The 26,720-nt window shown below is 35.6% G+C and carries 24 protein-coding genes and 1 tRNA gene; 14 read left to right on the top strand and 11 right to left on the bottom strand.

What is annotated here, in order from left to right; translation table 11 throughout:
* Nucleotides 1-213: 213 nt before the first annotated feature.
* Nucleotides 214-1,404, bottom strand: a complete 1,191-nt coding sequence (locus LD272_RS04310) for an MFS transporter (RefSeq protein ID WP_226035367.1) — start codon at nt 1,402-1,404, stop codon at nt 214-216.
* 244 nt (nt 1,405-1,648) lie between these two features.
* Here LD272_RS04310 and LD272_RS04305 point away from each other — a divergent pair, with 244 nt between their 5' ends.
* Nucleotides 1,649-2,041: an OsmC family protein gene (locus LD272_RS04305; protein ID WP_226035366.1), complete on the top strand. Its 393-nt coding sequence runs from the start codon at nt 1,649-1,651 to the stop codon at nt 2,039-2,041.
* A gap of 75 nt (nt 2,042-2,116) precedes the next feature.
* Nucleotides 2,117-2,920: a YfkD famly protein gene (locus LD272_RS04300; protein ID WP_226035365.1), complete on the top strand. Its 804-nt coding sequence runs from the start codon at nt 2,117-2,119 to the stop codon at nt 2,918-2,920.
* A 47-nt stretch (nt 2,921-2,967) separates the two neighbouring features.
* Here LD272_RS04300 and LD272_RS04295 read toward each other — a convergent pair whose 3' ends face one another.
* Nucleotides 2,968-3,819 carry a mechanosensitive ion channel family protein gene (locus tag LD272_RS04295; protein ID WP_226035364.1) on the bottom strand — a complete coding sequence of 284 codons (852 nt, stop codon included), beginning with the start codon at nt 3,817-3,819 and terminating at the stop codon, nt 2,968-2,970.
* Between the two features lie 236 nt (nt 3,820-4,055).
* Between LD272_RS04295 and LD272_RS04290 the strand changes: the two genes are divergently transcribed.
* The 4 genes from LD272_RS04290 to LD272_RS04275 all read left to right on the top strand — a co-directional run bounded on the left by LD272_RS04290 (nt 4,056) and on the right by LD272_RS04275 (nt 7,190).
* Entirely contained in the window at nt 4,056-4,205 is a 150-nt protein-coding gene (locus LD272_RS04290) for an SE1561 family protein (protein ID WP_226035363.1), read from the top strand.
* 243 nt (nt 4,206-4,448) lie between these two features.
* Nucleotides 4,449-5,753, top strand: a complete 1,305-nt coding sequence (locus LD272_RS04285) for a Na+/H+ antiporter family protein (RefSeq protein ID WP_226035362.1) — start codon at nt 4,449-4,451, stop codon at nt 5,751-5,753.
* An 87-nt stretch (nt 5,754-5,840) separates the two neighbouring features.
* Nucleotides 5,841-6,632, top strand: a complete 792-nt coding sequence (gene pdaA / locus LD272_RS04280; protein ID WP_226035361.1) for a delta-lactam-biosynthetic de-N-acetylase — start codon at nt 5,841-5,843, stop codon at nt 6,630-6,632.
* Nucleotides 6,633-6,803: 171 nt separating this feature from the next.
* A complete protein-coding gene (locus LD272_RS04275; protein ID WP_226035360.1) occupies nt 6,804-7,190 on the top strand; it encodes a VOC family protein in 387 nt (128 codons plus the stop codon).
* Between the two features lie 120 nt (nt 7,191-7,310).
* On the opposite strand, the gene LD272_RS04270 is transcribed toward LD272_RS04275, so the two are convergent.
* A complete protein-coding gene (locus LD272_RS04270; protein ID WP_226035359.1) occupies nt 7,311-8,693 on the bottom strand; it encodes a tetratricopeptide repeat protein in 1,383 nt (460 codons plus the stop codon).
* Between the two features lie 193 nt (nt 8,694-8,886).
* On the opposite strand from LD272_RS04270, the gene mbcS reads away from it, so the two are divergent.
* Entirely contained in the window at nt 8,887-10,464 is a 1,578-nt protein-coding gene (gene mbcS, locus LD272_RS04265) for an acyl-CoA synthetase MbcS (protein ID WP_226035358.1), read from the top strand.
* A 47-nt stretch (nt 10,465-10,511) separates the two neighbouring features.
* On the opposite strand, the gene LD272_RS04260 is transcribed toward mbcS, so the two are convergent.
* Nucleotides 10,512-11,939, bottom strand: coding sequence for a hypothetical protein (locus LD272_RS04260; RefSeq protein WP_226035357.1), 1,428 nt, complete (start codon nt 11,937-11,939; stop codon nt 10,512-10,514).
* 281 nt (nt 11,940-12,220) lie between these two features.
* Here LD272_RS04260 and LD272_RS04255 point away from each other — a divergent pair, with 281 nt between their 5' ends.
* The 6 genes from LD272_RS04255 (at nt 12,221) to LD272_RS04230 (ending at nt 19,196) form a co-directional block, all read left to right on the top strand.
* Nucleotides 12,221-14,347, top strand: coding sequence for an ATP-dependent Clp protease ATP-binding subunit (locus tag LD272_RS04255; RefSeq protein ID WP_226035356.1), 2,127 nt, complete (start codon nt 12,221-12,223; stop codon nt 14,345-14,347).
* Nucleotides 14,348-15,229: 882 nt separating this feature from the next.
* A complete protein-coding gene (locus LD272_RS04250; RefSeq protein ID WP_226035355.1) occupies nt 15,230-16,120 on the top strand; it encodes a ComEC/Rec2 family competence protein in 891 nt (296 codons plus the stop codon).
* Between the two features lie 77 nt (nt 16,121-16,197).
* Nucleotides 16,198-17,052 carry a dimethylarginine dimethylaminohydrolase family protein gene (locus tag LD272_RS04245; RefSeq protein WP_226035354.1) on the top strand — a complete coding sequence of 285 codons (855 nt, stop codon included), beginning with the start codon at nt 16,198-16,200 and terminating at the stop codon, nt 17,050-17,052.
* Nucleotides 17,053-17,252: 200 nt separating this feature from the next.
* The gene (locus LD272_RS04240) at nt 17,253-17,630 is read left to right on the top strand and encodes a GntR family transcriptional regulator (RefSeq protein ID WP_226035353.1); all 378 of its coding nucleotides are present in this window, start codon (nt 17,253-17,255) and stop codon (nt 17,628-17,630) included.
* The gene (locus LD272_RS04235; protein WP_226035352.1) at nt 17,620-18,489 is read left to right on the top strand and encodes an ATP-binding cassette domain-containing protein; all 870 of its coding nucleotides are present in this window, start codon (nt 17,620-17,622) and stop codon (nt 18,487-18,489) included. Before LD272_RS04240 ends, LD272_RS04235 begins: the two co-directional genes overlap by 11 nt.
* Nucleotides 18,483-19,196, top strand: a complete 714-nt coding sequence (locus LD272_RS04230; protein ID WP_226035351.1) for a hypothetical protein — start codon at nt 18,483-18,485, stop codon at nt 19,194-19,196. Before LD272_RS04235 ends, LD272_RS04230 begins: the two co-directional genes overlap by 7 nt.
* A gap of 111 nt (nt 19,197-19,307) precedes the next feature.
* Here the strand turns inward: LD272_RS04230 and LD272_RS04225 are convergent, their stop codons facing one another.
* From LD272_RS04225 to LD272_RS04215, 3 genes are read right to left on the bottom strand one after another with little or no spacing between them, the layout of a single operon-like run.
* Nucleotides 19,308-20,084 carry an ABC transporter permease gene (locus LD272_RS04225; protein ID WP_226035350.1) on the bottom strand — a complete coding sequence of 259 codons (777 nt, stop codon included), beginning with the start codon at nt 20,082-20,084 and terminating at the stop codon, nt 19,308-19,310.
* Between the two features lies 1 nt (nt 20,085).
* Entirely contained in the window at nt 20,086-20,994 is a 909-nt protein-coding gene (locus LD272_RS04220) for an ABC transporter ATP-binding protein (protein ID WP_226035349.1), read from the bottom strand.
* On the bottom strand, nt 20,995-21,189 hold the full coding sequence (locus LD272_RS04215; protein ID WP_226035348.1) for a PLD nuclease N-terminal domain-containing protein: 195 nt from the start codon (nt 21,187-21,189) through the stop codon (nt 20,995-20,997).
* Nucleotides 21,190-21,608: 419 nt separating this feature from the next.
* Between LD272_RS04215 and LD272_RS04210 the strand changes: the two genes are divergently transcribed.
* Nucleotides 21,609-21,680: transfer RNA gene (locus tag LD272_RS04210), tRNA-Ala, on the top strand.
* Between the two features lie 204 nt (nt 21,681-21,884).
* Here the strand turns inward: LD272_RS04210 and LD272_RS04205 are convergent.
* The 4 genes from LD272_RS04205 to LD272_RS04190 form a co-directional block, all read right to left on the bottom strand.
* On the bottom strand, nt 21,885-22,970 hold the full coding sequence (locus LD272_RS04205; RefSeq protein WP_226035347.1) for an alanine/ornithine racemase family PLP-dependent enzyme: 1,086 nt from the start codon (nt 22,968-22,970) through the stop codon (nt 21,885-21,887).
* Nucleotides 22,967-24,055, bottom strand: coding sequence for an N-acetyltransferase DgcN family protein (locus tag LD272_RS04200; protein WP_226035346.1), 1,089 nt, complete (start codon nt 24,053-24,055; stop codon nt 22,967-22,969). The genes LD272_RS04205 and LD272_RS04200 overlap by 4 nt, the downstream gene beginning before the upstream one ends.
* 303 nt (nt 24,056-24,358) lie before the next feature.
* Nucleotides 24,359-24,901 (bottom strand): DoxX family membrane protein, encoded by a 543-nt coding sequence (locus tag LD272_RS04195; protein ID WP_226035519.1) that lies wholly within the window; start codon nt 24,899-24,901, stop codon nt 24,359-24,361.
* A 303-nt stretch (nt 24,902-25,204) separates the two neighbouring features.
* On the bottom strand, nt 25,205-26,659 hold the full coding sequence (locus LD272_RS04190; protein ID WP_226035345.1) for a SulP family inorganic anion transporter: 1,455 nt from the start codon (nt 26,657-26,659) through the stop codon (nt 25,205-25,207).
* Nucleotides 26,660-26,720 lie beyond the last annotated feature (61 nt).

The following is a 26,720-nucleotide window of genomic DNA, read 5'->3' as shown; positions in this document are numbered from 1 at the left end:
AATCCCTTCGCATTCACGCGCGTTAAGGCTTTCACCTGCATGATAAGGTCAAATTCTATTAGTAGGGTGTTGATTTTTGTACTATTTTGATGTTAATGAAAAATAGCATACCATTCAGCATAGATATCTAGTATGCTACTTCACTTGTTATATTTGTTTTCTTCATCAAAATTGAACTCCTTAGAATAGTCACCGTAGATTTTCTGAAAGTAACTACCCCAAACTATGTCTTTGTTTAAGCTTTCCTAATGTCTTGTTCCCTTTACTAACAATCGCGACAAGAACAACTAGTAGCATGATCATAACGACATAGAAAAACGATACTCCTGGAAATACTTCTATAAATAAACCACCCAAATAAGGACCAGTAATGCTGCCTAGACTAAAAGCGATGCCGCACATAATATTACCTGCAGGTAGTAAAGCCCTTGGGAGTAAATCTGCCATGTAAGAAATTCCTAGCGAAAATAAAGATCCTAAACACATGCCGGCTAATGCAAATGCTATAAATAGCCAGACGACGGAATTTTCTAACTGAGAGGCTAAGAAAAAGATGAGTATTCCGGCACTTATAGCAATGGATAGTACTTTTTTTCTGCCGATTCTATCACTTAAGATCCCTAATGGAATTTGTGTAATTAAACTTGCTGCTGCAAAACAAGGTATAACAAGTGAAAGAATATCAACATCATGCCCTAACCTGATTCCGTAAATGGGGAATATACCGTGAAGTGTAGATTCTAAAATGCCATAGGCAAAAGGTGCTAACAGTGCAACCCATGCCAATTTCCAAGTCTTAATAAAACGGCCAATGGATGATTTAGCTCCGACTGTATTAATATCACTGTCTGTGTCTGCCCATTCATTTCGTATAAAGAACATGCCACTCCAAACCAATAAGCACATACCTGCAGCAATGAAGAAAGGGAGGTTCTGATGGACAGATAATAACCTTGTCATCATGGGACCTAAAGAAAATCCAATGCTAAAAAATAGTCCGTAATAAGCAATATTCCTTCCCCGGCGGTCAGGCGCAGAAGTGGAAGTTATCCAGGTCTGGGTCCCAAAATGCAACATGTGGTCTCCAATACCAACCAATAAGCGTAAAACAAACCAAAACCATAGCGCATGCCAAAGTGGAAATAATGTAAGGGATGTAATCACAAGTAATCCACCAATTATGATAATTGGCTTGTACCCGAGTTTTTGTAGAGGTTTCTCCATAAAAGGCGAGGCAATTAACACACCGATATACAAACCTGTAGCATGTAACCCATTAACTGAGGAAGGAACTCCGCTTTGCTCAAGAATGATAGCTAATAAGGGTAGAAGCATACCTTGTGAAAATCCCGAAATAGCAACTAGACTAATTAAAATCCAAAATCTAGTATTATTCGAGATCATATCGCTTTCTCCTTTCGTCATTATCTTTTATGTAACCAATATTTCCAATTTAATATGAAGTGCCCAAAAGGTCAATTTATTTAAACTTAATCACATTCGTTCATGTATTTGTTTTAAGCCTGTAAATGAAATCATAGCTATTAATATCGACAACTAGTTTTTTTATTCGAATAGATCTACAAACGTATTATAGATGCTTGATAAAGGGTAGAATTATACTATATAACAAAGAGGAGTGATAATCTTGGAATTTCATTTAAAAGAATTTGGAGTACGTACGAATCTTCCTTATGGAGAGTTAGAAATATCTGGTAATGAAGAATATGGTTTTCGTCCTTTTGAATTGATGGTGGCTTCGATCGCCGGAGGCAGTGCCTCCGTTTTTCAGAAACTTATTGAAAAACAGCGAATGGAGGTAGAGGACTTTTTAGTTCGTGTCGAGGTAGAAAGAAATCCAGTAGAAGCAAATAGAATTGAGAAAATAAAGTTACACTACATTATTAAGGGCTATAGTCTAGATGATGATAAATTGTATAAAAATCTGGAAGTTTCAAGAAAGAACTGCTCAATGATTCGTTCAGTCGAGAATAGTATCGAGATAGAGGAAAGTCTCGAGTCAATTGAATTAAGCAGGTGAATACATTATAGAATATTAGAATAACATTCGTGCGTCTTGAAAATACTAAAAAAAAACCAAGAAAGGATTGGGCGCATGAACAAAATTATTTTAATACTAATCACAGCTTTTATGGTTACATTGATTTCTCCTCGTTTGCTTATCGCAGAGGAGGCTGAGCAGAAAAAAGATACCGAGAAAGATAATAAAATACCGAGCCATGTTTTAAATATATCGAAAGAAAATACCTATCCGAACTCAACGAAAGATGAAGTTATTTTAGAACCAAGTGAATTAGTAGAAGAACTTATTAAAGAGTCCGATCATGATATAGAAAATCCTGACTTGATAAAAATGTTAAATGAAACTTCTCTAAGGCCATCACCAATAGCAATTGGTTATCGGGGAATGGTTTATATGGGCCATTGGGCTTTAAGCTATAAATCATCAGAAACGAATGTTAACTGGGAATATCAGAAAATTAATACCAACCAGCTAAATAATCTAGATGGAGATACTCAAAAGTCAATGAGTTATAATCAGCAAGAAGAAAAGCACGTCAAAGGTGGTTTAACAGCAAAGATCGATAGCCCTGATCAAATTAAAAAGATGATGTTACTAAGTTCCAAAGAAAACATGAAGCTTCCATTATCTTTTAATACGGTTGTAGGAAAAGACACAAAGAAAGATAATTCTTATGGAATTCCAGTCAAAAAAATGGGCTATCTTGATGCGTTTGCACCAGCAGTAAGTGAAAAAGGACAAGTGACATTTGGTGAGGTTTATCTTGAACTTAAAGGATCCAATAAGAAAATTGTCGTTAAAAATGTAACAAAACAAGGAATTGGTGCCTGGATACCTATTCAGGATCATGTATCATTTTCATTTAAATTAAAATAAAAAAACTGCCTCAAGTATTTTTAGACATTAAAATACTTGAGGCAGTTTTAATTTTTAGCTGTAAGATCGATATGCTGTTCGGCCATTTGGATATTGTTATCATACAAGGCCTCTGCAATCATTCGTCGTGCTTCTTTAGCTGCGGTAAAATATAAAAGGTCATCACAAAGACCTGTAACAGTATATTGATAACCTCGATACTGATCGTTGAGCGATGACAAGCCATAAAGTACGAATGGTTCGACAGGAGAACCTGAAGCGTCCTTCTTGAGGTAGTTGCTTAGTTCACTATTTAAACGTTCGCAAGTTTGTTCGAGAAGTGTGAACATTCTTTTAGGATCTTCATTAAAACTTGTTGTAATAGTTTCAATCACACGCATTTTGTCGATGTTATAGTTTTCTATTGTAGTTACTTGCCCATTACTCATTGTTAACAAGATGCCGCTCCACTCACGTACTTTCAGGAACCTTAGTCCTATATCTTCAACTACACCAGAGTGCGAATTGTTTACTTTTATCCAGTCACCTTTGTGTAACTGCTTTTCATAGATTAAAAATAGTCCGGCTAACAGGTCTTTTATTAAACTTTGAGCACCGAAACCAACAATGATACCAATAACCCCGGCACCAGCTAGGATATTTCCAACTTGTACATCAAAAGCAGATAAAACGTACACAATAAAGCCGAAAGTAATCACGTATTTAATCATTGAAATTAGCATGGATTCAATTGTACTTTCTTCTTTCTCATCAAGAAAATCAGTTCTTACGAAGAAAGAAGTAATTAATTTTCTCAAAACACGATATAAGATATACGAGAAGATGGCCCCGATAGTTATCTTAGTCATTTTATTTTCCAAAATAATCTGGATAATGTCCAATACATTAGCAACGTTCATAGATAATACCTCCAAAACTAACTCGCTACAGTATAGTATATCATTTTCTAGTCGTTTCGTTTAAAAGTTGCTCCTAGACAAAGACGTCCGTTTTTAGGTAGGATAGACGATAGTAATCAGTTAAACAAGATTTTAGTCGTGAAATCCTCTAATTTCACTCAGAATGAATGGAAATTATTCAGTGTTATACTGAACGACAGACCAATCAAATTGCAAACAAAAAGGAGATATAAAGGATGAATCAGCAAGGAAAAGTAGCAGAACTAAAAAACCATTTGGCAGGATTTATGGAAAGACTTGAAAATATGGATCCAAGTGAAACTTCTCTAGAAGACATTGATGAGCTTATAAGAATTGTAGAAAAAATGGAAGAGAATTTGAAGTAAGAAATGTTGAGGAAAAGCATTTTCTCCATTTTTTAACATAAATATAGAAAAGAAAGAGAAAATAGTTGGTCCCCTCCCGATAAGTATTTTTTTAATGTTTCAAGGTCACTAATTCTATAATGATAGCTATCAACTGGTGAAAAAATTTACCGGTTGATTTTTTTGGTGCATTACTTTATCATGGTAAAGCGATAGAGTGGACGAAGAAATTAATGTTTTACATCTAGAAAGAGGGGAACTAGAATGGCTGCAACTGTAATTATATCTGTTTTAGTAATGACTGTATTAAGTTTGTTTAGAGTAAACGTTATTATTGCTATTATTATGGCGTCACTAACAGCTGGGCTAATGTCAGGATTATCTATTGTAGAATCAGTAGAAATGCTAGTGAATGGAATGGGTGGGCAATCCAGCACGGCGCTTAGTTATATATTGTTAGGAGCATTTGCTGTAGCGATAAGTTACACAGGAATTACTAATTTGTTAGTACAATATCTTCTACGGATGATGAATGGAAAGAGAAGTGTGATGTTGCTAGTTATTGCGGGAATCGCATCTTTATCTCAAAATATAGTACCGGTGCATATTGCATTTATACCTATTTTAATACCGCCGTTGCTTAAGCTGTTTGACAAGATGAAGATTGATCGACGTGGTGTTGCTACCGCGCTAACATTTGGTTTGAAAGCCCCATATATCATGATTCCGGTTGGATTTGGTTGGGCATTTCATAAAACGATAAAAGACGCAATGGAGAACAGCGGTACGTTACTTAGTATGAAAGAAGTAGCTTTGTCAATGCTTATTCCGGGGTCAGGAATGATTGTTGGACTACTGATCGCTGTCTTTATTACTTATCGCAAGAATAGAGAGCTACCTTTATCAGAAAATGAGCCTAGTATCTATGATAATCCCGTGGAAAAAATAACATTTAACCGAAATCACTTATTAACGATTATAGCAATTATAACAGCTTTAATTGTTCAAATTGTTACCGAAAATTTAATAGTTGGTGCACTAACTGGACTTATACTAATGTTTCTATTTCTTGTCGTACCATATAAAAAAGGTGACAATATCATTAGTGACGGTGTTGCGATGATGGGTACGATTGCCTTTGTAATGTTAGTCGCTTCTGGTTTTGGTCATACGATCCAAGAAACTGGCAGTGTTAATGCTTTAGTCGATGTCACATCAGGTCTATTAGGTGATAATAAAGCCGTGATTGCCTTTATGTTATTACTAGTTGGATTGATCATAACTATGGGTATTGGTTCATCGTTTGGTACAGTGCCAATTCTTGCTGCATTGTTTGTACCGATTTGTGTTGAAGCTGGTTTTTCTCCAATGGCGATTGCGGCATTAATTGGAACAGCTGGTGCTTTAGGTGATGCTGGGTCTCCTGCTTCGGACAGTACACTCGGACCTACTTCAGGATTAAATGCAGACGGTAAGCATAACCATATTTGGGACACATGTGTACCAACATTTATTCATTATAATATCCCGTTACTCATTTTTGGATGGGTAGCTGCAATGGTATTGTAATTTTAAAAAACTGACAGCTTAAATAGTTAACCATCCTGCATAAAAACAGCCGATTTTGAAAAAATAAAGAAAAAAGTGGGTGAGATCATGCGGATAAAGTTGGGACTTATTATGGCAATCGTTCTGTTGGTTTTGGCATCATTACCGATAAATATACACGCAGCAAACTACGGGTGGGGTTTTAAAAAAGGAACCGACCACCAACCACCTAAGGTTGGGAAGTACGAAGGAATTCTAGAAGAATATGGAGGCTATTATCTGGATAAATCAGGTGCAAAAGAAATTTACTTAACCTTTGATAATGGATATGAACAAGGGTACACCAGTAAATTTTTGGATGTTCTTAACGACAAGAAAGTGCCAACAACGTTTTTTGTTACTGGCCACTTTGTCGACAAAAATGAAGACTTGATTAGGCGGATGGTAAACGAAGGGCATATTGTTGGCAATCACACTTACCATCATCCAGATTTAACTACTGTTTCTAAAGATAGGATGAAAAAAGAGTTGAACAGTCTTCAGGAGGCGGTAGCAACTATTTCTGACCAAAAAACAATGCAATATCTACGGCCACCAAAGGGCACATTTAGTCCGCAATCAATTCAAATGGCGAGTGAGTTAGGATATATTCATGTGTTTTGGTCATTAGCATTTGTTGATTGGAATATAGATAGTCAAAAAGGATGGAAACAGGCACATCAGCAAGTTATGAACCAAATTCATCCTGGCGCTATTATACTACTCCATACTGTTTCAAAAGATAATGCAGAGGCTTTAGAATATTTAATTGATGATTTGAGAAAACAAGGTTATGTATTCAAAAGCTTAGATCACCTCGTAATGAAAGATATGATTCCAAAGTCAATATTCGGTATGTAGAATATAAGGGAGAAATAGATTGCATCGTTGGATGCAATCTATTTTTTTCTGTAAAATACACTTATCGGATATACTTTCGATTGATGAAGGAAATATAGTATAAATGGTGAACTAAATATAATAATGATTCGGTTGTTAATAAATCATAATAGATACAAATGAGGGATTAATTTGTTGCATCATGTCGAGTTATATGTGTCTAACTTAACAAAAACGAAACAGTTTTGGGGTTGGTTATTAAGTGAATTAGGATATCAAACTTACCAGAGATGGGATAAAGGAATCAGTTGGAAATACCAGGAAACCTATTTAGTTTTTGTTCAAGTGGAAGATAAACACCTAAGTGCTGGTTATCATCGATCACGGATTGGTTTAAATCATTTAGCGTTTCACGCAAGCTCAAAGCAGCAAGTCGATCAGTTAACAAGGAAACTAAAGGAAAAGGAAATTCCCATTCTTTATTCGGATAGACATCCATATGCTGGTGGAAAAGACTATTATGCTGTTTATTTTGAAGACCCAGATCGAATTAAAGTAGAATTAGTTGCACCTAACTAAAATTAAACGACACGATATCGTGTCGTTTTAATTTTGTCTAGGATAGTATAAAATACCGGCGCCTACCCGGAAATAAGTGGGTTGCTTATGTCGAATGCGCCTGCGCTTTTGTTCTCTTGATTATTGTTTTTGCATCTGAATTAACAGTTGTTGATATGCAACAGCCTCGTCTTGATTGCCTAATTGATTATATATTCGGTTTAGGAATTGAACTGGTTTTGGATCTTCAGGTTTTAGTTCCATCTCCCATTTAAAGCAATCAATTGATTTTTCCAATTGGTTAAAGTCTAAGTATAATTCACCCAAAGTAAATTGTTGATCAGGGTCATCTTCTAGTGCTTGCATTTTTTTTAATTTATTTTCAATAGGGAGATGAATGTCTGCATCATGGAAGACTGCAAACCACTTTCTGATTTGTTGCAAATCGTATTGACCGAAAAATGAGGAGACGCATTGTGCGGTAGATTTTTCTAACGCTTTATGATCGTGGTTGAATAGCTCTATTAATCGCACATTCAGCTGATCAAATAAAGGGGTAAGGACGTAATTATCAACAAGTTGAAAACTAAGTAATATCGATGAAAGTTGACTAGGGCTAGGCTGTACATCAGTTGTTATGAGAAACTCGATAGTTTCATTATGTTGTTCTGATTGGAGTAAGTTGTCCAGAAGCAACTGCTTGAATTTGGGATTTTTATCATTATTCTTCCCGATTCTAGTAAGGATTGCGGTTTGTTCATGTGAGTCAAACTGCTGTTGAATGATGGTATTGACTCGCTCAAAGTTATCCTCAGCGAAATCGGTTGAGAGCATGTGTAGTCTTATCGCAAGTTCATCTAGCCAGCGGTTCTGTTGTTGGTAAAGCTTTAGGAGTATTTTGGAGTAATCCTGCTGATCAAGGTGGTTAAAGCTAACCAATTCTAAGTAAGTAGGATCTTTTTTGATTAAAAGTTCTAAATCTTGATACATTTCTTCGTATTTTTGGAATTGCATATTGTTCAACATATCTTCCACAAAACGATAATTATCATCGTATTGTTGGAAAATTTTTAATGATTGATAGGCCCCAAGTAATTGACCGTTTCTACGATATTGATAGTAGACCTTCTGAAGTAATCTTTTTATTTCTGTTTCAAGTATAAAGGAATTGAAAAATGTGAATATCATAACTGTTTCAATCAGGGAGTATTTTTGTTCAACCTTTTTATATAACTGGTTAAAACGAATGAAAGAGAAGGGTTGTTGATGTCGTATGACTTCTTTCGTGATTGGATGATCCCCATCAAAAGTAAGTCCTTGCGTAAACGATTTATGGATATGTGAGTTTATTTTAACGCTATCAGCTTTAACACCATTCAGAAAATTATCTTTATAAAAGATTAGGTAATAATGCATTTGCTCCGTATCTACTGTTTCGATAACTTTGCACTGTTTATATATCGCCATTTTGTTTGGTTGTACAACTACTGTTTTTTTGTTAATTGTGATTGGGAACGTATTCATGTTAGTCCCTCCTTATTTCTTCTATCATAACACATGAAAAGAGAGCCTGTATAATATGCAGAAAATAAATAGTTATCAACTGTTATACGTTTTAAAGGGTTCAAACAATTCAAGCTGTTCTCTTCCCTTATAAATTTAAAGTTGGTATAATGATGAGTAGTTAAGACCTACTACTAAATTTGAAGGTGATAGAATGAATAAAGAGGAATTGGTTGCTCCAATAAACTATAATATTGCCATGGAGTTTGAGCGATTTAAAGAGAAAGACCCGAATCGCAAAGCTTTAATTTGGCAAGATGACGAAGGTCTTAAGAAAGAAATTACCTATAAAGATTTACTTGATAATGCCAATAGAATTGGTAATGTTTTTTTAGAGAAAGGGTTAAAAAAGGGCGATAAGCTGTTAGTAATTGTGCCTCGTCTAATAGAGGCGTATGCCGTGTACATTGCAGCTTTGAAGACTGGGATTGTATTAATACCAAGCTCAGAAATGTTGAGGACAAAAGACTTACAATACCGTATAACTCATGGAGAAGTAAGCGGCGTGGTAAGCTATTACCCCTTTGTTGAACAGTTTAATGAAATTACCGAATTGAATCAGTTGAAAAAGTTTTCAATTGGAAAGAAGGTAACAGGTTGGGAATATTTAGATGAACGAATGAACGAGGTTTCGAGTGATTTAGCTATTGCTTCAACAACTCGTGAAGATATTGCCTTTCTTCCATATACGTCAGGTACAACTGGAAATCCAAAAGCAGTAGTTCACACACATGGATGGGGATTTGCACATTTGCAAACAGCTCCAGAAAATTGGTTGAGTGTTAAAGAAAAAGATATCGTATGGGCAACTGCAGCTCCAGGCTGGCAAAAATGGGTGTGGAGTCCATTATTATCTGTATTAGGTTCTGGTGCAACTGGCTTTGTATATAATGGGAAATTTAGTCCTAAAAAATACCTTAGCCTGCTACAAAGTGAATCAATCAACGTCTTATGTTGTACACCTACAGAATACCGTTTGATGGTTAAAGTAGATAATTTAGATGATTATTCGCTTCCTTCTTTACACAGCGCTATTTCTGCTGGTGAACCCTTAAATAGAGAAGTGATTGATACGTTTTTGAGACAATTTAATGTGACAGTCCGAAATGGCTACGGCCAAACAGAAAATACGTTGTTGTTAGGTTTTCTAAAGGGAATGAAGGTAAAACCAGGTTCTATGGGGAAACCAACTCCAGGTAACGATGTTCATTTAATTGATGAGAATTGTAATCCGGTAGAAGTAGGTGAAGTTGGTGATATTGCTATCCCACTTGATACACCTGCACTATTCAAAGAATATTATAAAGACAAAGATCGCACCGAAAAATCCCGACGGGGAAACTATTATATTACAGGTGACCAAGCATCAATTGACGAGGAAGGCTATTTCTGGTTTGAAGGAAGAAGCGATGATATTATCGTTAGCTCAGGTTACACAATCGGACCGTTTGAGGTTGAAGATGCGTTGGTAAAACATCCTTCCGTAAAGGAATGCGCTGTGGTAGCTAGTCCAGACGAAGTGAGAGGAAATGTTGTCAAGGCGTTCATCGTTTTACAGGAAACAGTTAATGCCGATGATCCTAATTTAATCAAGCAATTACAGGATCATGTAAAAGGATTAACAGCACCATACAAATATCCTCGTAGGATAGAATTTATTGCGGAATTACCGAAAACATCATCAGGCAAAATTCGCCGAATTGAACTGAGAGAACAGGAAGTAAATAAATAATTACTAATTGTTAGGGTGTAAGGGCCGATTGCTTCGGCCCTTACACCCTATTTCTTTGATTGTTGGTATTCAGGGATCTCAATCGTTACTTTAGTGTTTAGTTCTTTAATTAGAGGAATTCCCGCAATGTTAAGATGAATAACTTCCTCCTTAAGCCAGTTACTTTCATCCATATTGATTACAAATGAATACTCCGAATTCCTGAACAGTTCATCGACTTCTAAGGCCTTGTCTTCGTTATTTTTGACTGTCAAAATTGATTCATTATTTATGATTCGATTTCTTTCTTCCTCATTTGAAACATTACTTAACCACTCATCTAGTCGTTTTTTTGTATTAATTGATAGTGGTAATACCTGGTGCCAATCACTGATTAATTCGGGAACTTGATATGATAATTCTAAGTTTTCGCTGGTAGCATCTGGAGCTTGTAAGAAAAAGCGAAAGCCATGTTTTTCTCCTAGATCAATTTTATCTGTTTTACTTTCTAACAAATTAGCTAACTCATCTCGAGCAACAGAGGCTTCAAGAATTGCATCTGTAAAATACTGAATTGCACTAAACTTGATCTCTGTTTGTTCGGGAATTTCAGGGAAAGGACTCTGTGATATAAATGGTTGTCCTTCTTGTTGGTATTGAACATGTTGAAAAGTTTGGAATTCTCTGTCTGGAACAGAATTGTTCAGATAAAATCCACTAATCGGATTGGTTGTATCAGGTTCGATGACAAGACGGTTCATAAATAGACCGATATCTAACTGTTCAAATGTGACATTCTCATTGTCTGGTAAAGCTATTTCATTATCGATAGGCACATTCATGAAGAAATCATCGATGGCTGTTGGATGGACAGAAAAAGAATAATCATCTAGATTTGCAGTTTTTTCATTTTCAGTCATATGTATGTTTCCAAGACTAACCTCTGTGACATCATCAAAGAAACCAACAATGTCGTCAAATTCCATGTTTCTATATAAATCCTCTGCATAGAATAGACTCATTTGATAGAGTTTGCCATTATGTACTGTCTTATCTTCTTGATCGAAATATCCAGGATTATCTTCTTCTATCTTAGACGTATATTCTTCCCCGTTTTTATTTTTATAGGTAATTTCACCAATCTGTAAATCAGGAACTGTCTGTTGATTATCTTTTTGTTGAAGGTCGATACTATGAATTAATAAGAGTCGACCGGGGCCTTCCATCCACGCTTCTTCGATTGTAATTGTTCTATTCAATTTTAAAATCGGAACTTTTTTGTTTAACTCTTCTGTTACACCTATTTGTCGAGCCAGACTAAACGGAGTATGGTAATTATCCAATTCATTCATCAGATCTTGTTCAGAATCAAAAATTTCGAATTTAGACTCATCTAGGTCAATTTGACTTTCACTTTTGTTATATTGTACGAAAACGATAAGCATGATAGCTGCTATGCCGATTACTATTACTGCTTTTATTCTATTTTTGCTCATGGTTCCCTCCTTGGTCAATCATTCTCTAAGTCTAGTATAGAATAACATTATTAAGGTTGGAATTTAATTGCAATTTTCAGTAATTAGTTCAATATAGACTGAAATTTTATTGTAATGTCAGTAATTATGGCGATAGTAACGTGGTGTCTATTTATTTTAAAAAAATAAAACTTATTACTTGAAAGTCAAAGAAAGTCAAACTATAATATATTTAAAGGTCAAATATAGTCAAAGTCAGAGATTGACCTTAAATTTCTTATCGAATGAAGGAGGAAGCGAATATGCAATGCCAAAATTGTGGAACTCGCAAAGCCAGTATTAATGTTACCCTTCGACTTAATAATCAAGCTCAACAAATACATTTATGTGATACTTGTTTTCAAGAAATAAATAATAATATAAAAAATCCATCAGGTTTCTCTAACCAAGGTCAAATGGATCCTAATAACTTCTTTAACGGAGGAAACCAATCACCATTCGCTTCAGGAAAAGAAGCAAATAGTCAACAACAAACCAACAAAAAAGGGTTGTTGGACGAGTTAGGAAGAAACCTAACGAATGGTGCAAGAGCAGGTTTAATTGATCCTGTTATTGGTCGCCAGAAAGAAGTGAAACGTGTCATTGAGACTTTAAATAGAAGAAATAAAAACAACCCGGTATTAATCGGGGAACCAGGTGTAGGTAAAACTGCTATCGCTGAAGGGTTAGCATTAAAAATTGTTGAAGGCGATGTACCAGCAAAATTAATTAATAAAGAAATTTATATTTTAGATGTGGCATCGATTGTTGCGGGTACTAGTATGAGAGGTCAATTCGAAGAACGAATGAAACAACTGATTGCCGAGCTACAAGAACGTAAAAATGTCATCTTATTTGTAGATGAGATTCATTTATTAGTTGGTGCTGGGACTGCAGAAAGTTCACAAATGGATGCAGGAAATATTTTAAAGCCAGCACTTGCGAGAGGTGAATTACAATTAGTTGGAGCAACGACGTTAAAAGAGTATCGTCAAATTGAAAAAGATGCAGCGCTAGAACGACGTTTCCAACCAATTATTGTTAAAGAACCTTCCACAGAGGAAGCGATTCTAATCTTACAAGGCTTAAAGGATAGGTATGCAGCATATCATAAAGTAAGTTATAGCGAAGAAGCAATACAAGGTGCTGTAACCTTGTCACAACGCTACCTTCAAGATCGCTTCTTACCTGACAAAGCGATTGATTTGATTGATGAATCTGGAGCAAGGTTGAACTTGACTAACTCTGAGACAGACGTTGAATCAATGCAAAAACGTTTAGATGAAATCGCTCAGGAAAAACAAGAAGCGGCTGAAAAGGAAGATTATGAACGAGCTGCACATTTACGTCATCAAGAACTAAAATTAGAGAAAAAGGTAACTGATATAAATGACGAGCCTACCGCCGAGGTAACGCTAGAGGATATTCAGTTAATTATCGAAGAAAAGACAGGAATCCCTGTTAGAAAGATTCAATCTGATGAACAAACAAAAATGAAGCATTTAGCTGATAACCTATCAGCAAAAGTGATTGGTCAAGAAGATGCTGTGCAAAAAGTAGCGAAAGCAGTACGTCGTAGTCGTGCCGGCTTAAAATCCAAACATCGTCCAATTGGTTCCTTCCTTTTTGTCGGACCAACAGGTGTAGGTAAAACAGAATTAACAAAGACATTAGCTGAAGAGTTATTTGGTACAAAAGAATCACTAACTCGTCTAGATATGAGTGAGTACATGGAAAAACACTCCATTTCTAAAATTATCGGTTCACCACCTGGATATGTAGGACATGAAGAAGCAGGGCAACTTACTGAGCGTGTGCGTCGTAATCCGTATAGCTTAATTCTTTTAGATGAAATAGAAAAGGCACACCCAGATGTACAAAATCTGTTCCTTCAAATTATGGAGGACGGTCACTTAACGGATAGTCATGGTAGAACAGTAAGCTTTAAGGAAACAGTCATCATTATGACAAGTAACGCAGGCACCGGTGATAAACAAATCACGGTTGGATTTGAGAAAAGTACAAATGAAGCAATATCCACTTTAGAAACATTGAGTGCATATTTTAAACCTGAGTTTCTAAACCGTTTCGATTCCATTGTTAAATTCAACGAACTAGCTCAAGACAATTTAATTAAAATTGTCGATCTAATGATTAGTGAATTGAAGGATAATTTACTTGAAGACGGATTATCTATCACTGTTACCGATGATGCTAAGAAGTATTTAGCTGATCATGGTTATGATCCTCGCTTTGGTGCACGTCCATTGCGTCGTATTATTCAGGATAAGGTTGAGGATGGAATCACTGATTTAATCTTAGATGAAGATAATACAACTACGATGATTGTAGAGTTAGTTGAAGGTGAAATCCAAGTAAACAAAGGATAAGTAGTACAAATCTAGAAAGGCAACTGATTTGATTAAGTAGTTCATTTTTGCTGTAGAAAACCAAATATAACAAGAGAAATAGCATACCAATCATAGTGATTGGTATGCTATTTTTGATGTTCATTTGAAGTCTAATAACTAACTAGGTAGCTATCTGGAACAAATATCCAAAAATGACCTTCACGCGAAGGTGATGAAAGTCAGTATGAGCGAGAAAACGGATGAAAAAGACCTTCATGAGGGTGATGAAAGTCAAAATGAGCGAGAAAACGAATGGAAAAGACCTTCATGAGGGTGATGAAGGTCAAAATGAGTGTGAAAACGAAGGAAAAAGACCTTCATGAGGGTGATGAAAGTCAGTATGAGTGAGAAAACGAAGGAAAAAGACCTTCATGAGGGTGATGAAAGTCAGTATGAGTGAGAAAACGAAGGAAAAAGACCTTCATGAGGGTGATGAAGGTCAAAATGAGTGAGAAAACGAAGGAAGATGACCTTCATAAGGGTGATGAAAGTCAGTATGAGTGAGAAAACGAAGGAAGATGACCTTCATGAGGGTGATGAAAGTCAGTATGAGTGAGAAAACGGATGAAAGAGACCTTCATGAAGGAATTTTCGTATAAGTTGCCTTTCGTTACACCTCAAAAAGCACTTGGATAAAATCTCACTTTTATCCAAGTGTTTTTGTATGCAAACCTATTGAAAATTTGATGAAACGAAAAATTTCACTAATAGTTATGAAGAGAACTACTTATGATTTAATCAGCTGCCTTTCTGATTTTTAAAAAGAATAACTCAGGCAGTAAATATTTATCTTCTGAATTGAAAAAAATAAACAAATCAAATACTTTTTCTATTTTGTTTTTTTGAAGAGGAGGGTGGATATTGAAAAAATACTTTATAGTGATAGTGTTCGTCCTATTTATCTGTATTAGCAACCAATTAATGCTAAGTGTTACTAATGGAGCTGATTTGCCCACAACCATACAAAAAGAAATGAAGGTACATTTTATAAATGTTGGTCAGGGAGACAGTACCCTAATTGAAACACCGAATGGAAAAACGATACTAGTTGATGGTGGTCCACCATCAGCAGGGAAAAAATTATTAGACTATTTAAAACAAAATGGAATTACTTCAATAGATCTATTAGTAGCTACTCATCCGGATATTGATCATATTGGTGGTCTAATCCCAGTAATGAAGCAATTTAACATAAAAAAAATTTTAGATAGCGGAAAGATTTATCATACAGAAACTTACTTCGATTATTTACAACAAATAAAGGAACGAAATATTCCTATTGAATTTCCTAAAGCTAAGTCGATGATAGCGATTGATTCAGCGATATCCTTGGAAGTGTTGAATACATTTAGTGGATTCAAAAGTAGAAATCAGTCATCCATTGTATTGTCACTTGATTATAAAAGTATCGATTTTTTATTAATGGCTGATGTTGAAGTAAAACAAGAAAAAAAGCTATTGAAGCAGTTTGACTTACAATCTGAAATTTTAAAAGTAGCTCACCATGGCTCAGATACATCTACCTCACTAGAGTATCTTAAAGAAGTGCAACCGGAAAAAGCCATTTTATCCTATAGCAAGGATAACCTGTATGGGCATCCAAAGAGAGAAATAATAGATAGCTTACAACAAGTAGGTGCAACAATTTACTCCACCGCTAAAGCAGGAGATATTATTGTGACAACGGATGGGTATGACTATGATGTCGAAGTTAGTGGAACAGGACGATTAGTGTATAGAAGTTCAAGTTGATGTTTATGCTAACTTTATCTAAACGATACTTTGTTATAATACAATAAAAATATAAATTAGGGGGAGGTTAAGCGATTGTGGAAACTGAAGGGAAGGACAAGCTTAATTGTCATACAGAGTACGATACACTGAAAAAGGTAATTGTATGCCCACCTAAGAATATGAGGATTGGTACAGTTATAAATGAAACACAAAAAAGGTATGTTTCAGAGAATATTGATATAAACATCGCCATGGAACAATACCAAAGCTTTGTTAACACAATGACGCAGTATGGCGTTGAAGTGTTGGAGCTAACTACAGAGGATCACCTAAATGAGCAGGTATTTACTCGTGATATTGGATTTTGTATTGGCAATCAACTATTCATATCGGCAATGGGAAGTGGAATTAGAGAAGGTGAAGTAGGAGTCCTTATGGGAAAACTCAACCAAGAAAGTATCCCATATAAGGATTTAGTTCAAACCCCAATCGAAGGGGGAGATGTAATCATTGATAACAAAAAGGTGTGGGTTGGATTAAGCAGTCGAACATCATTAAAAGCAACAGAAGCACTTCAAGCTTTAATCCCATCATATCAAGTTATCCCACTACCGATTGAAAAAAGAATTCTCCATTTGGACTGTGCTTTTAATATTATTGGTGAAGGATTGGCACTTGTGTATCCAGATGCCTTTTCTACAACAGATTTGAACATCATAAAGCAACACTTTGACATCATTGAAGTTAATGGTGAAGAACAGTTCTCTCTAGGTACAAATGTACTTTCTATTGGAAATAAAAAGATAATTAGCATGCCACAAAATAATCATGCAAATCAAGAAATGGCTAAACGAGGATATGAAATTATTGAAGTCGACTATTCTGAAATCATAAAGTCTGGCGGCTCGTTTCGGTGTTGTTCATTGCCGTTATTAAGGATGAACCTTTGATTAAAAATAAAAAAATGAAGATCGTGCACATCCCAGGCACGGTCTTTTTAATTTATAAATAGACTTTTATCGATATATAAATTAAACAAGGCTTTGATTTATATTTTTTTGAAGTTTTTTTGATTAGTTGTTGACATTTAGTAAGGATGGTTATATGGTTAATTACATAAGTAACTAACCAACTAAGTCGGGTGGTAATCATGTATAGATCATTAGATGAAAGCAAACCTATATACGAGCAAATAAAAGAACAGATGGAAGATATAATTATTAACGACTCAATTCCTAAAGGGGATCGAGTACCATCGACCAACGAAATTGCTAATTTCTATAAGATAAATCCAGCTACAGCTGCAAAGGGTATAAATCAACTAGTTGATGAGGGGATTTTATACAAAAAAAGAGGTGTTGGTATGTTTGTAACTGAAGATGCGAAAGGAATTCTATTTCAAAAAAGAAAGAATGCCTTTATTAAAAATTTCGTTATTCCGCTTAAGACAGAAGCAAAAAAATTAAATATTGATAGTCAGGAATTACTAGAATTGTTAACAAAGGAGGGCAAAACTATTGAAGATTGAAGCTAAAAATCTCAGTAAGATATATAAAGGTAAGCGTGCTTTAGATCAAATTAGTTTCTGTTTGGAGGAACCGAAAATCTACGGATTATTAGGTAAAAATGGTGCTGGAAAGACTACGTTTATGCAATTACTGGCTGGCATGATGCAACCAACCAGTGGAGAAATACTGGTAGAGAAAACAAATCCATTTAACAATCAGAGGTTAACAGAATCTATTTGTCTAATAAAAGAGGGAAATAACTTTAAGAAAGATTTGAAGATTAAGAATGTACTCACTATCTCGAGTCTATTTTATCCTACATGGGATCAACTTCTTGCCTTAAAACTTGTTGATGAATTTTCACTTGATATTAACGCAAAAGTGAAGGCGTTATCAAAAGGTATGGAATCTGCTTTGGGAATTATCGTAGGACTCGCTAGTAAGGCGCCAATCACCATGTTTGATGAGCCTTACATTGGATTAGATGCTTCGGCAAGGAGTCGTTTCTATGAAATATTAGTCGAACAATATCAAGAACACAAGCGGACCATTATTTTTTCCACTCACCTAATAGACGAAGTCAGCCTTCTCTTTGAAGAAGTCTTAATTTTTCAGGAGGGAAAGTTATTGGTTCAAGAAAATACAGATGTTCTTCGTCAAAAATGTATATCAATTTCAGGAACTATCCCACAAATAGAGTCATTTATAACGGATAAGATGGTAATTGATACGAAACAATTTGCAGGTGTGATGACTGCTGTTGTAGTAGGTATAGAAATAGAGGAAGCTAGAACAAATGGTTTCACTGTTGAAGGAGTAACTATTCAACAACTAATGATTTATTTAACTTCATATAAAGGGGGGAAGATTGAATGGTGAGACAATTAAAAGTGATGCTCTATTTCTTTCTTACTGATTTGCGTACTTCTTTTATAATCTTTTGGACGGTACTATCTTCCATTGTAGTTTTATCTATAATAGCAGCCGTTTTACTAACAGGCGTGGAGAACGGAAAAATGTACCTAACGATCTCTTTTGCTATTTATATCTATTGTGCAATTTTCGGTTTTATTGTAGTAAAGGAAAGCCTATCTTTTTCACTGAAAATGGGTGCGACTAGAAAGAATTACTTTTTTGCTGTAGGTATCTTATTTCTATCTTTATCGATACTTATGGCAATTCTAGAAAATATCTATCATTCATTAATTATCGCTATTACTGAATTATTAGGTATTTCAAATTTTAATTTAATTCATCTTTCTGCAATGATGGTTAATGGAGAGTCAGTGTTTTATAGATTTGGCATTGATGTGTTCATCATGTTTTTTATGTTCACAACTATGTTTTTGCTAGGATTAATTTTTCATAAATATGGTTTAATAGGCGGTTACGGAGTTCTTGGATTAGTAGGTATGGCGATTATACTATCTGTTGGAAGCGGTTTGTTAGTAGAATTAATTCAATTTATGATTAATAATCCAAGTTTTAATTATTATAGTTTTACCTTTCTAATCGGAGTTATTCTTTACTTATTATCATGGCTGTTACTACACAATATCTCAGCTAAATCGTTTAGTGGATCGTAGACGGATAAATGGAACAAATGAAGGATTTATATCATTTGTTCCATTTAATAATGATTGTTATCTAAAAAAAAGCAACTCTCGCCGATTACTGAACGAGAGCTGCTTTTCTATTTAGTTAGCCATCTCTTTGCCACGAAAAGTGAGTAAGGAAGCAAATAGTAAAGATATAATTAACAAAATTATAATAAAAGTAGTTCCCCACAAGTCACCTGAAATCGTCCCAGAATCTAACATATCTCCGATGTGACTAGATAAATTGTTTGGAAACCATGTAACTTTGTTAGAGAAAATTTGATTGAAAATACTCATAACAATCAGGATAGCAATGGAAACAAATCCAACTACACCTGGTGTTCTAAACAAGGTATTAACAAAGGTTGTGATACTGACAACTAAGGTTAACCAAAGGCCATAGAAGAAAATGACTTGTAGTAATGCAGCGAAAGAAATATCGCCAAATAATAAATTGACGTAGTACCAGCTTGTTAATAATCCAATGATTAATGATACCCATACTAATAGCAAGGTTGCTCCCCATTTACTAGTAATGTACGTGAAATAACCAACAGGTTTCACCAAAACTAATTCAGCGACACCACTTTTTCGTTCGCCAGCAATTAAACCCATTGACGTCAGTACGATGACTAAAACACCAAACATGCTTAGTTCTGTCAAGCTCATCATTAGAGCAGCAACTGGTGGTGTTTCTGGCATTTCAAACACGGCTCCATCAGGTAATCCGCCAACAGTATCCAAAATCTTTGGTAGATAATAGGTGGTTATAGGATCCATGATAGCAATAAGAATAAAAACGAGAGGAACCCATATCCATTTAAAGTTTCTCCAGTACTCAAGCATTTCTTTTTTGAATATTGTCATCCATTGCATATTATCGTTTCACCACTTTCATAAACAAATCCTCGAGAGTTGTCCGACTAACCTCAAATTTAGTCAATGGCCAGTTCTCTTGTGAAGCAATTTGTAAAATATCAGTTCTCGCGTGATCAATATTACTTACCGCTAGTTGGATTTCATTACGTTCTAAATGAGCTTCTGATATGGAAGGTATTTCGCGCAATTTGGTTAAATATGTATCCACATTCTCACGAAAAGCGAGATGAATCTTTGTTGTTTGATGTTTGTTGCGCAAACCATCAATCGAACCTGATTCGACAATTTCACCCTGGTGCATAAGTAATAAGTCATCACTAACTTCTTCTGCATCACTTAAAATATGTGTGGAGAATAGTATCGTCGTAGTTTCTTTTAATTCTTCCATTAAAGTTAACACTTCTCTACGACCGATTGGATCAAGTGATGATACCGGTTCATCTAACATAAGCAATTGTGGTGTATGTATCATCGCTTGAGCAATACCTAACCGCTGTTTCATTCCACCAGAATACTTTCCGATTCGCTGATTTTTAGCATCCGCTATTCCAACGCGCTCTAAATACTTCTGTGCAAGTTCACTTGCTTGTTGCTTTGTTAAATTAGCTAATTGACCAACATATACAAGAAATTCTGTTCCTGTCATCCAACTATGGAATACCGGATATTGTGGTAAGTAGCCAATGTGTTCTCTAATATCTCCTCCTTCTTTCATGCCTTCAAAGGAAATGGTGCCATTTGATGGTTTTAGTAATCCAGAAAGCATTCGAATGGTGGTTGTTTTCCCGGCGCCGTTTGGGCCAAGTAATGCAACGCATTTACCTGCACTCAGTTCAAAGGACAAATCTGCGACGGCATATTTACCATCAAATGTTTTCGTTAAATGATCCACCTTAATTATTGCCATTTATTGTTGTCTCCTTCCAATAATGAAAAATAATATTGGACCTATTACACCAATGAAAATAATGAGTAATAACCACATCCATTTAGGTCCGTTCGTTTCGTCTGTTTTAAACCAAGCAACTAGTGCAACTATTGCTAAGATCGCTTCAATAATTATTATTGGTGCTAAAATGGGTAGAAGCTCAACAATTTCCATAACTTTCACCTCCAGTTAAATATATTGGACAGGCCCAGTAAAAATTCAGATGCGAATAGTTGTTTGTATAAAATGGGCTCATTATAAAAATGAGTCGATGTAGGGTCCGTGTATGATTGCCGTTTCAATTTATTTATACGTATCAAATGGTGAAAAGGGTTCATTTAATAGAAAATTTTTCCTGAGTTCGTCAATTTCATAATACTGATTTTTCACACTTGTCATCCAGATATAGTTGGGATGAATCGTTCCTAAACTATATGCGGATGACAATTGCTGTATAAGGTAATTATCAAATTGATTCAAGTATTGTTAAATTGATGTTGCTGATTAATCATAATTCATATATAATAATCTTTGCTGACATAATGGTATAATCCATAGTAAAGATTGTTAAGCTATTTATTTCTATAACTTAGGGGACTGTAGTTCAGCGGGAGAATACTTGTCTGGCAGACAAGGGGTCGTGGGTTCGAATCCCATCAGTTCCATCCATTAATTAGATAACGATCTATTTCACAGGTACTCTGTTATTTCTGTAAAAGAAATGACAGAGTTTTTTTGGTCTTAGGTAAATTTTAAAAATAAGCTTGATTGACTAAATTGAGCAAAAAAAGAACCCCGATTGACATCGGAATTTATTGTTTGTTATTAATCAGTTTCATAATATCTATTTACCTGGCTTGGTATTGTAATTATGAAATTGACTCGTAATCAATATACTTTTTAAATACATAGGGAGACGTCACGGCAGCAAGAAGTGCCCCATATGTCATGGTAAATGCGACTTCATCTCCAATTTTCAAATCAACGTTTTTAGCATCTAACAAGGTGTGATCGCTACTAGAGCCTAGGACCTCGATATCTAATTTAGGTGTTAAACCAGAAACAAGGACATCTTGAGAGCCAACGCCAAGTATTACTCTTCTCATTAATCCGCGATCTTCAAATTTGGGATTGTTTCCAAATGCATCTTGACCTATCTCACCGTAGGGCTTGGAAGGTTTAATTTTAGATTCAATTACCTCTGCAACAAATGTAAACGCATCTGTAAATAATCCAGGAATAGCCATACGGCTTAGAGTTTCACAGCCTAAGTAGATGGATTCTCCAATCCTTAAGTTATTAACTTTACCAGTATCTTTAACAGCTACTGCCCAGTTGTAATTGGCCGAGTTACCCCCTGTAACATAGGAGAGAGGGAGTGAGAATTTTTCCTCAATAGTGCTAGCAAGTGCTGATAACTCTTCCATATTAGCTATACTTGGTTTGACGCCTCCAAAGCAGGCAAAGTTTGCTCCTATACCTACTATTTCAACTCCCGTCAATTTCAAAACTTCCTGAATCACATCGTCTAAATCAACGGGCATAATGCCTTCTCTCAAATCTCCCATTTCTATCATTAAGATAATCTTATGGATGGAGTTGCTCCTATTAGCAGTAGCTGAAAGTTTTTTAATAACTGATAGTTCCGTATTCAGGCTAATAGTAGCATATTTCACGACTAAATCAATTTCGCTTAACGCAGGTGTTCTGAGTAAAACGAACTTGGCCAATACATTTGCTTCACGCATACTCTTTATGTTCACTATTTTGGAGTCCGCAAGCATTTGAATTCCTTTATTCACAAGTACCTTGGCTATAGTTGGGTCACCGCAGACTGCTTTTGTAACCCCGGTAATTTCAATGCCTTTTTTGCTATAGATGTTGATTAACTTCTCCACATTGTGGCCAATTTTGGCTAGATTGATTTCAAGCCTTGGTGAACCGAGTTCGTTCAATTAACGAATGCTTTTATTTGTTTATTTTTCAATTCTGGGTATTTCTTAAAGAGAGTTGTGATAAGTTTGTCGCATCCAAATTTAAGAACATCAGTTGTTGGTAGCTTGAGTTGTTGCTCGTATTCTGTAATCGTATTATTTATTTCATTATCAGACATGTCCTCATGATTGATTGTAACTGCAATTACCTCTGCCACTGAAAAGTCTTCAATCAATTCTATTTCACTTTCTATTGTTGGCATTTTCATATAGTCAAAGTCACCTAAATTCTTCCGCTTAGGAGGATGTTGAACGATGACAGACCCTGGCCGTGATCCTCTTATAATTCCGCAAGAACTTATATATGCTGGATGACTTAACGCACCTTGTCCTTCGACAATAATAATGTCCGGATTGTCATTCTCGTAGGCTTTCATCACTTGGTTCTCAATTTCACCTGTCATGAATTGTGAAGGGATAGCATCAATTGCTACACCGTATTTCGCACCTTGAATCAAACCAGTTTGTCCGGTTGCAACAAATGCGACATTTAAGCCCATTTTTAAGAGAGCATCTTCTAGTAAAACAGATGTTGTTCGCTTGCCGACTGCACTATCTGTTCCTAATACTGCTACAATGGGTGTTTGAATGTTTAAAATTCTACCTGAAAAAAGATGCATGTCTTTCTTTTCAGGGGGCTTTCTTACATCAGTTATCTTAACTCCATATCTCAAAGAGTTTGCCATAAACTCTTCATCATCAGTAAAAAATTCGTGTAAGGGGTTGATAATATTTAACCCATGTTCGATTGCTTTTAAGACGATATCTCTTTCGTCATTTTTTAGAAGTCCTTCAGAGGGGGCGATTCCGTAAATGAATTGACTTGGCATCTTTGGTAAATAATCAAAAGCGCTTTCTAAACTTGAGAAAAACGGAATTCCATTTTTCACTCCTTCAAGATAGATACCAGTATCCAAACCTACTTTCGTACTGTCAATCACTCCAACAATTTCGTAGTTCCTTGAGCTTCTAATCAAACCGTTTGCAGTCTTTCCGTCCATGGTTCCAAATTTGCCTTCGCAATAAATAAGTGCAGTTTCTTTCATTAGGCTTTCTCTCCCATCATTTTGCCCGCAATAACTCTACCAGTTGGTATAATTTTCCAATTGAGAATAATAAAAAACACCTTTTACATTTAAGTAAAGCGCTAGCGGGTGGTTAGTGCAGGACTTAAAGTGTAAAGGTGTTTTATCAATGTATGAAATTAGTGGTTAGCTTCTACTGATTATAGCACAGTTGATAAGATAAAACCGTTTATATCGGATATATATTTAATCATGTATTAGTAGTATCTTTAGTATTGATTGCGCTTGCAATAGAAACAACTACCTATCCTATTCAAGATGGGTTTAGGTGTTTTTTCGTCCCCACGGAGTACCTAAGAATGGTAGAGCCCACCGATCTAACCCATACCAACCGGCTACTTTCCATGCAAGTACTAACCAGGTTGCTAAAATAAATAATAGTGGATTTGTACTTAATGTACCCGCAAATAAAAAGCTAACATTCATTATACTGCCGAAAAATGCTGCAATTCCTGTTAATAAACCTAGAATTAATCCTAAACCAACGAGTACTTCGCCATAGGCAACCATATAAGAGAACAGTGATGCATTCGGTAATACGAAGCTTTCTAAAAAAGTAGCGTACCAACCTGATACATCTCCTCCTTCTTCCGCTTTACCTAAAGCGCCACCCACAAATCCTGATAAAGCCGTACCTGATTCGCTACCAGTCCAAGCATCACTCGTTACCTTGCCCCAACCGGACGTCAGCCAAGCATAACCAACATATAACCGGATAATTAGCCAAATCCATGCTGACCGTGTACTGTTGAATAAATAAAATGAAACGGGATTTTCTGATACAACAATGCTATTTCCTTTTACCATGTTATCTTTTGACACTATATCAACCTCCCTAAGTATTTACTACCCAAGTAACGGGTAATTTAATCATAAATGTTTTATAATAAAACATCCACTCTTACCTTGAAAACTACCTATAATCGTTGGTGTAGGTTCTCCGTGTAAAACAATACTTTTCAACGGACATTCGTTCTGACGTTAATTATTCTTCATTACCATTCATTAACTTTTTGCGTTTTAAGCTTGCTGTGTCAGAATCTCCATATCTTAGAATATCTGTTTTAGACATCAACGTATAATAAATCAATGGAAACGCGCTTTTCTTATTTAATGACCAGATCCAAAGCCTCCAATTTTGTCAAATAGATCTGAACTTTCTCTGTTTAGACCTTTATAGGAAACCTTTGTTCCATTTTGTTCAAATCTTGCCTTAACTTTATCCAATGCCCCTACTGCGGAATCATCCCACAGATGAGAGTGGGTCAAATCAATAATTACTTCTTCTAGGTCTTCTTTGAATTCAAAGTGTGTAATAAATTCAGTAACAGAAGCAAAAAACAACTGCCCATAGACAAAATATACTCTGCTTTTTTCGTCACTGGATGTGGCAGAATAAATATCAACTTTAGAAATCTTAGCTGCAAAAAAGAGTGCGCTTAGGACAACACCAGTCAGTACCCCGTAGGCTAAGTTATGTGTAATTAATACTGTCCCAACAGTTACTACCATAACAATTGTGTCAGTAACGGGGATTTTGTCCATGTGCCTTATAGATCCCCAATCGAATGTACCAATAGCAACCATTATCATTACACCAGCAAGAGCGGCCATTGGTATTTGCACAACGATATTACCAAGAACAATAATGAGGAACATTAGAAAAACGCCGGCTACAAAAGATGATAAACGACCATTTCCTCCTGATTTCACATTAATAACAGATTGTCCGATCATCGCACAACCAGCCATTCCTCCAAAAAAACCAGTTACTATATTAGCGATCCCTTGTCCGCGACTTTCCTTATTTTTATTACTCTCGGTATTCGTGGCATCATCAACAATAGAAGCTGTTAACAAGGATTCTAAAAGACCAACAATCGTAAGTGCTAGTGCATATGGAAAGATAATCATTAATGTTTCAAACGTTAAAGGTATATTTGGTAACAAAAAGGTAGGAAGTGTTTGAGATAACTCACCCATATCTCCTACTGTTCGAACTCCTGCATTCATATAGATTGCTGCAGCAGTAACAACCACAATAGCAACAAGTGTTGATGGTATCACTTTTGTTACCAATGGAAGAAGATAGATAATTGCTAATGTCAAACCAACTAATCCATACATAATCCATGTTTCATCGACAAAGTGTTGTAATTGGGAAGTGAAAATAAGTATTGCTAGCGCATTTACAAAACCGACCATTACAGAACGAGGAATGAATTTCATGAACCTAGCTAAATTTAGAACACCAAATATTACTTGTAAAATACCTGTTAGAATGGTCGTTGCCAGTAAATATTCCAAACCATAGTCAGCTACTAAGGTAATCATTAATAAGGCCATAGCACCTGTTGCTGCTGAAATCATACCAGGCCGACCACCCACAAAGGCGATAACAACTGAAATAGAAAAAGAAGCATAAAGGCCTACCATAGGATCTACACCAGCAATAATTGAAAAGGCAATGGCTTCTGGGATCAGTGCTAATGCGACAACTAGACCAGCAAGTATGTCACCTTTACTATTGCCGAACCATTCTTGTTTATAGGTATGCAAGTGCATTACCACCTTTTTAAAAAAGTTCGTTTTATTTTCTCCTTAAAATGATAAGAGATGTATGCGT

Origin of the sequence: Aquibacillus saliphilus, assembly GCF_020404745.1 — a bacterium.
Classification (GTDB): Bacteria; Bacillota; Bacilli; order Bacillales; family Amphibacillaceae; genus Aquibacillus; species Aquibacillus saliphilus.
This window is presented reverse-complemented; position numbering and strand designations above follow the sequence as displayed.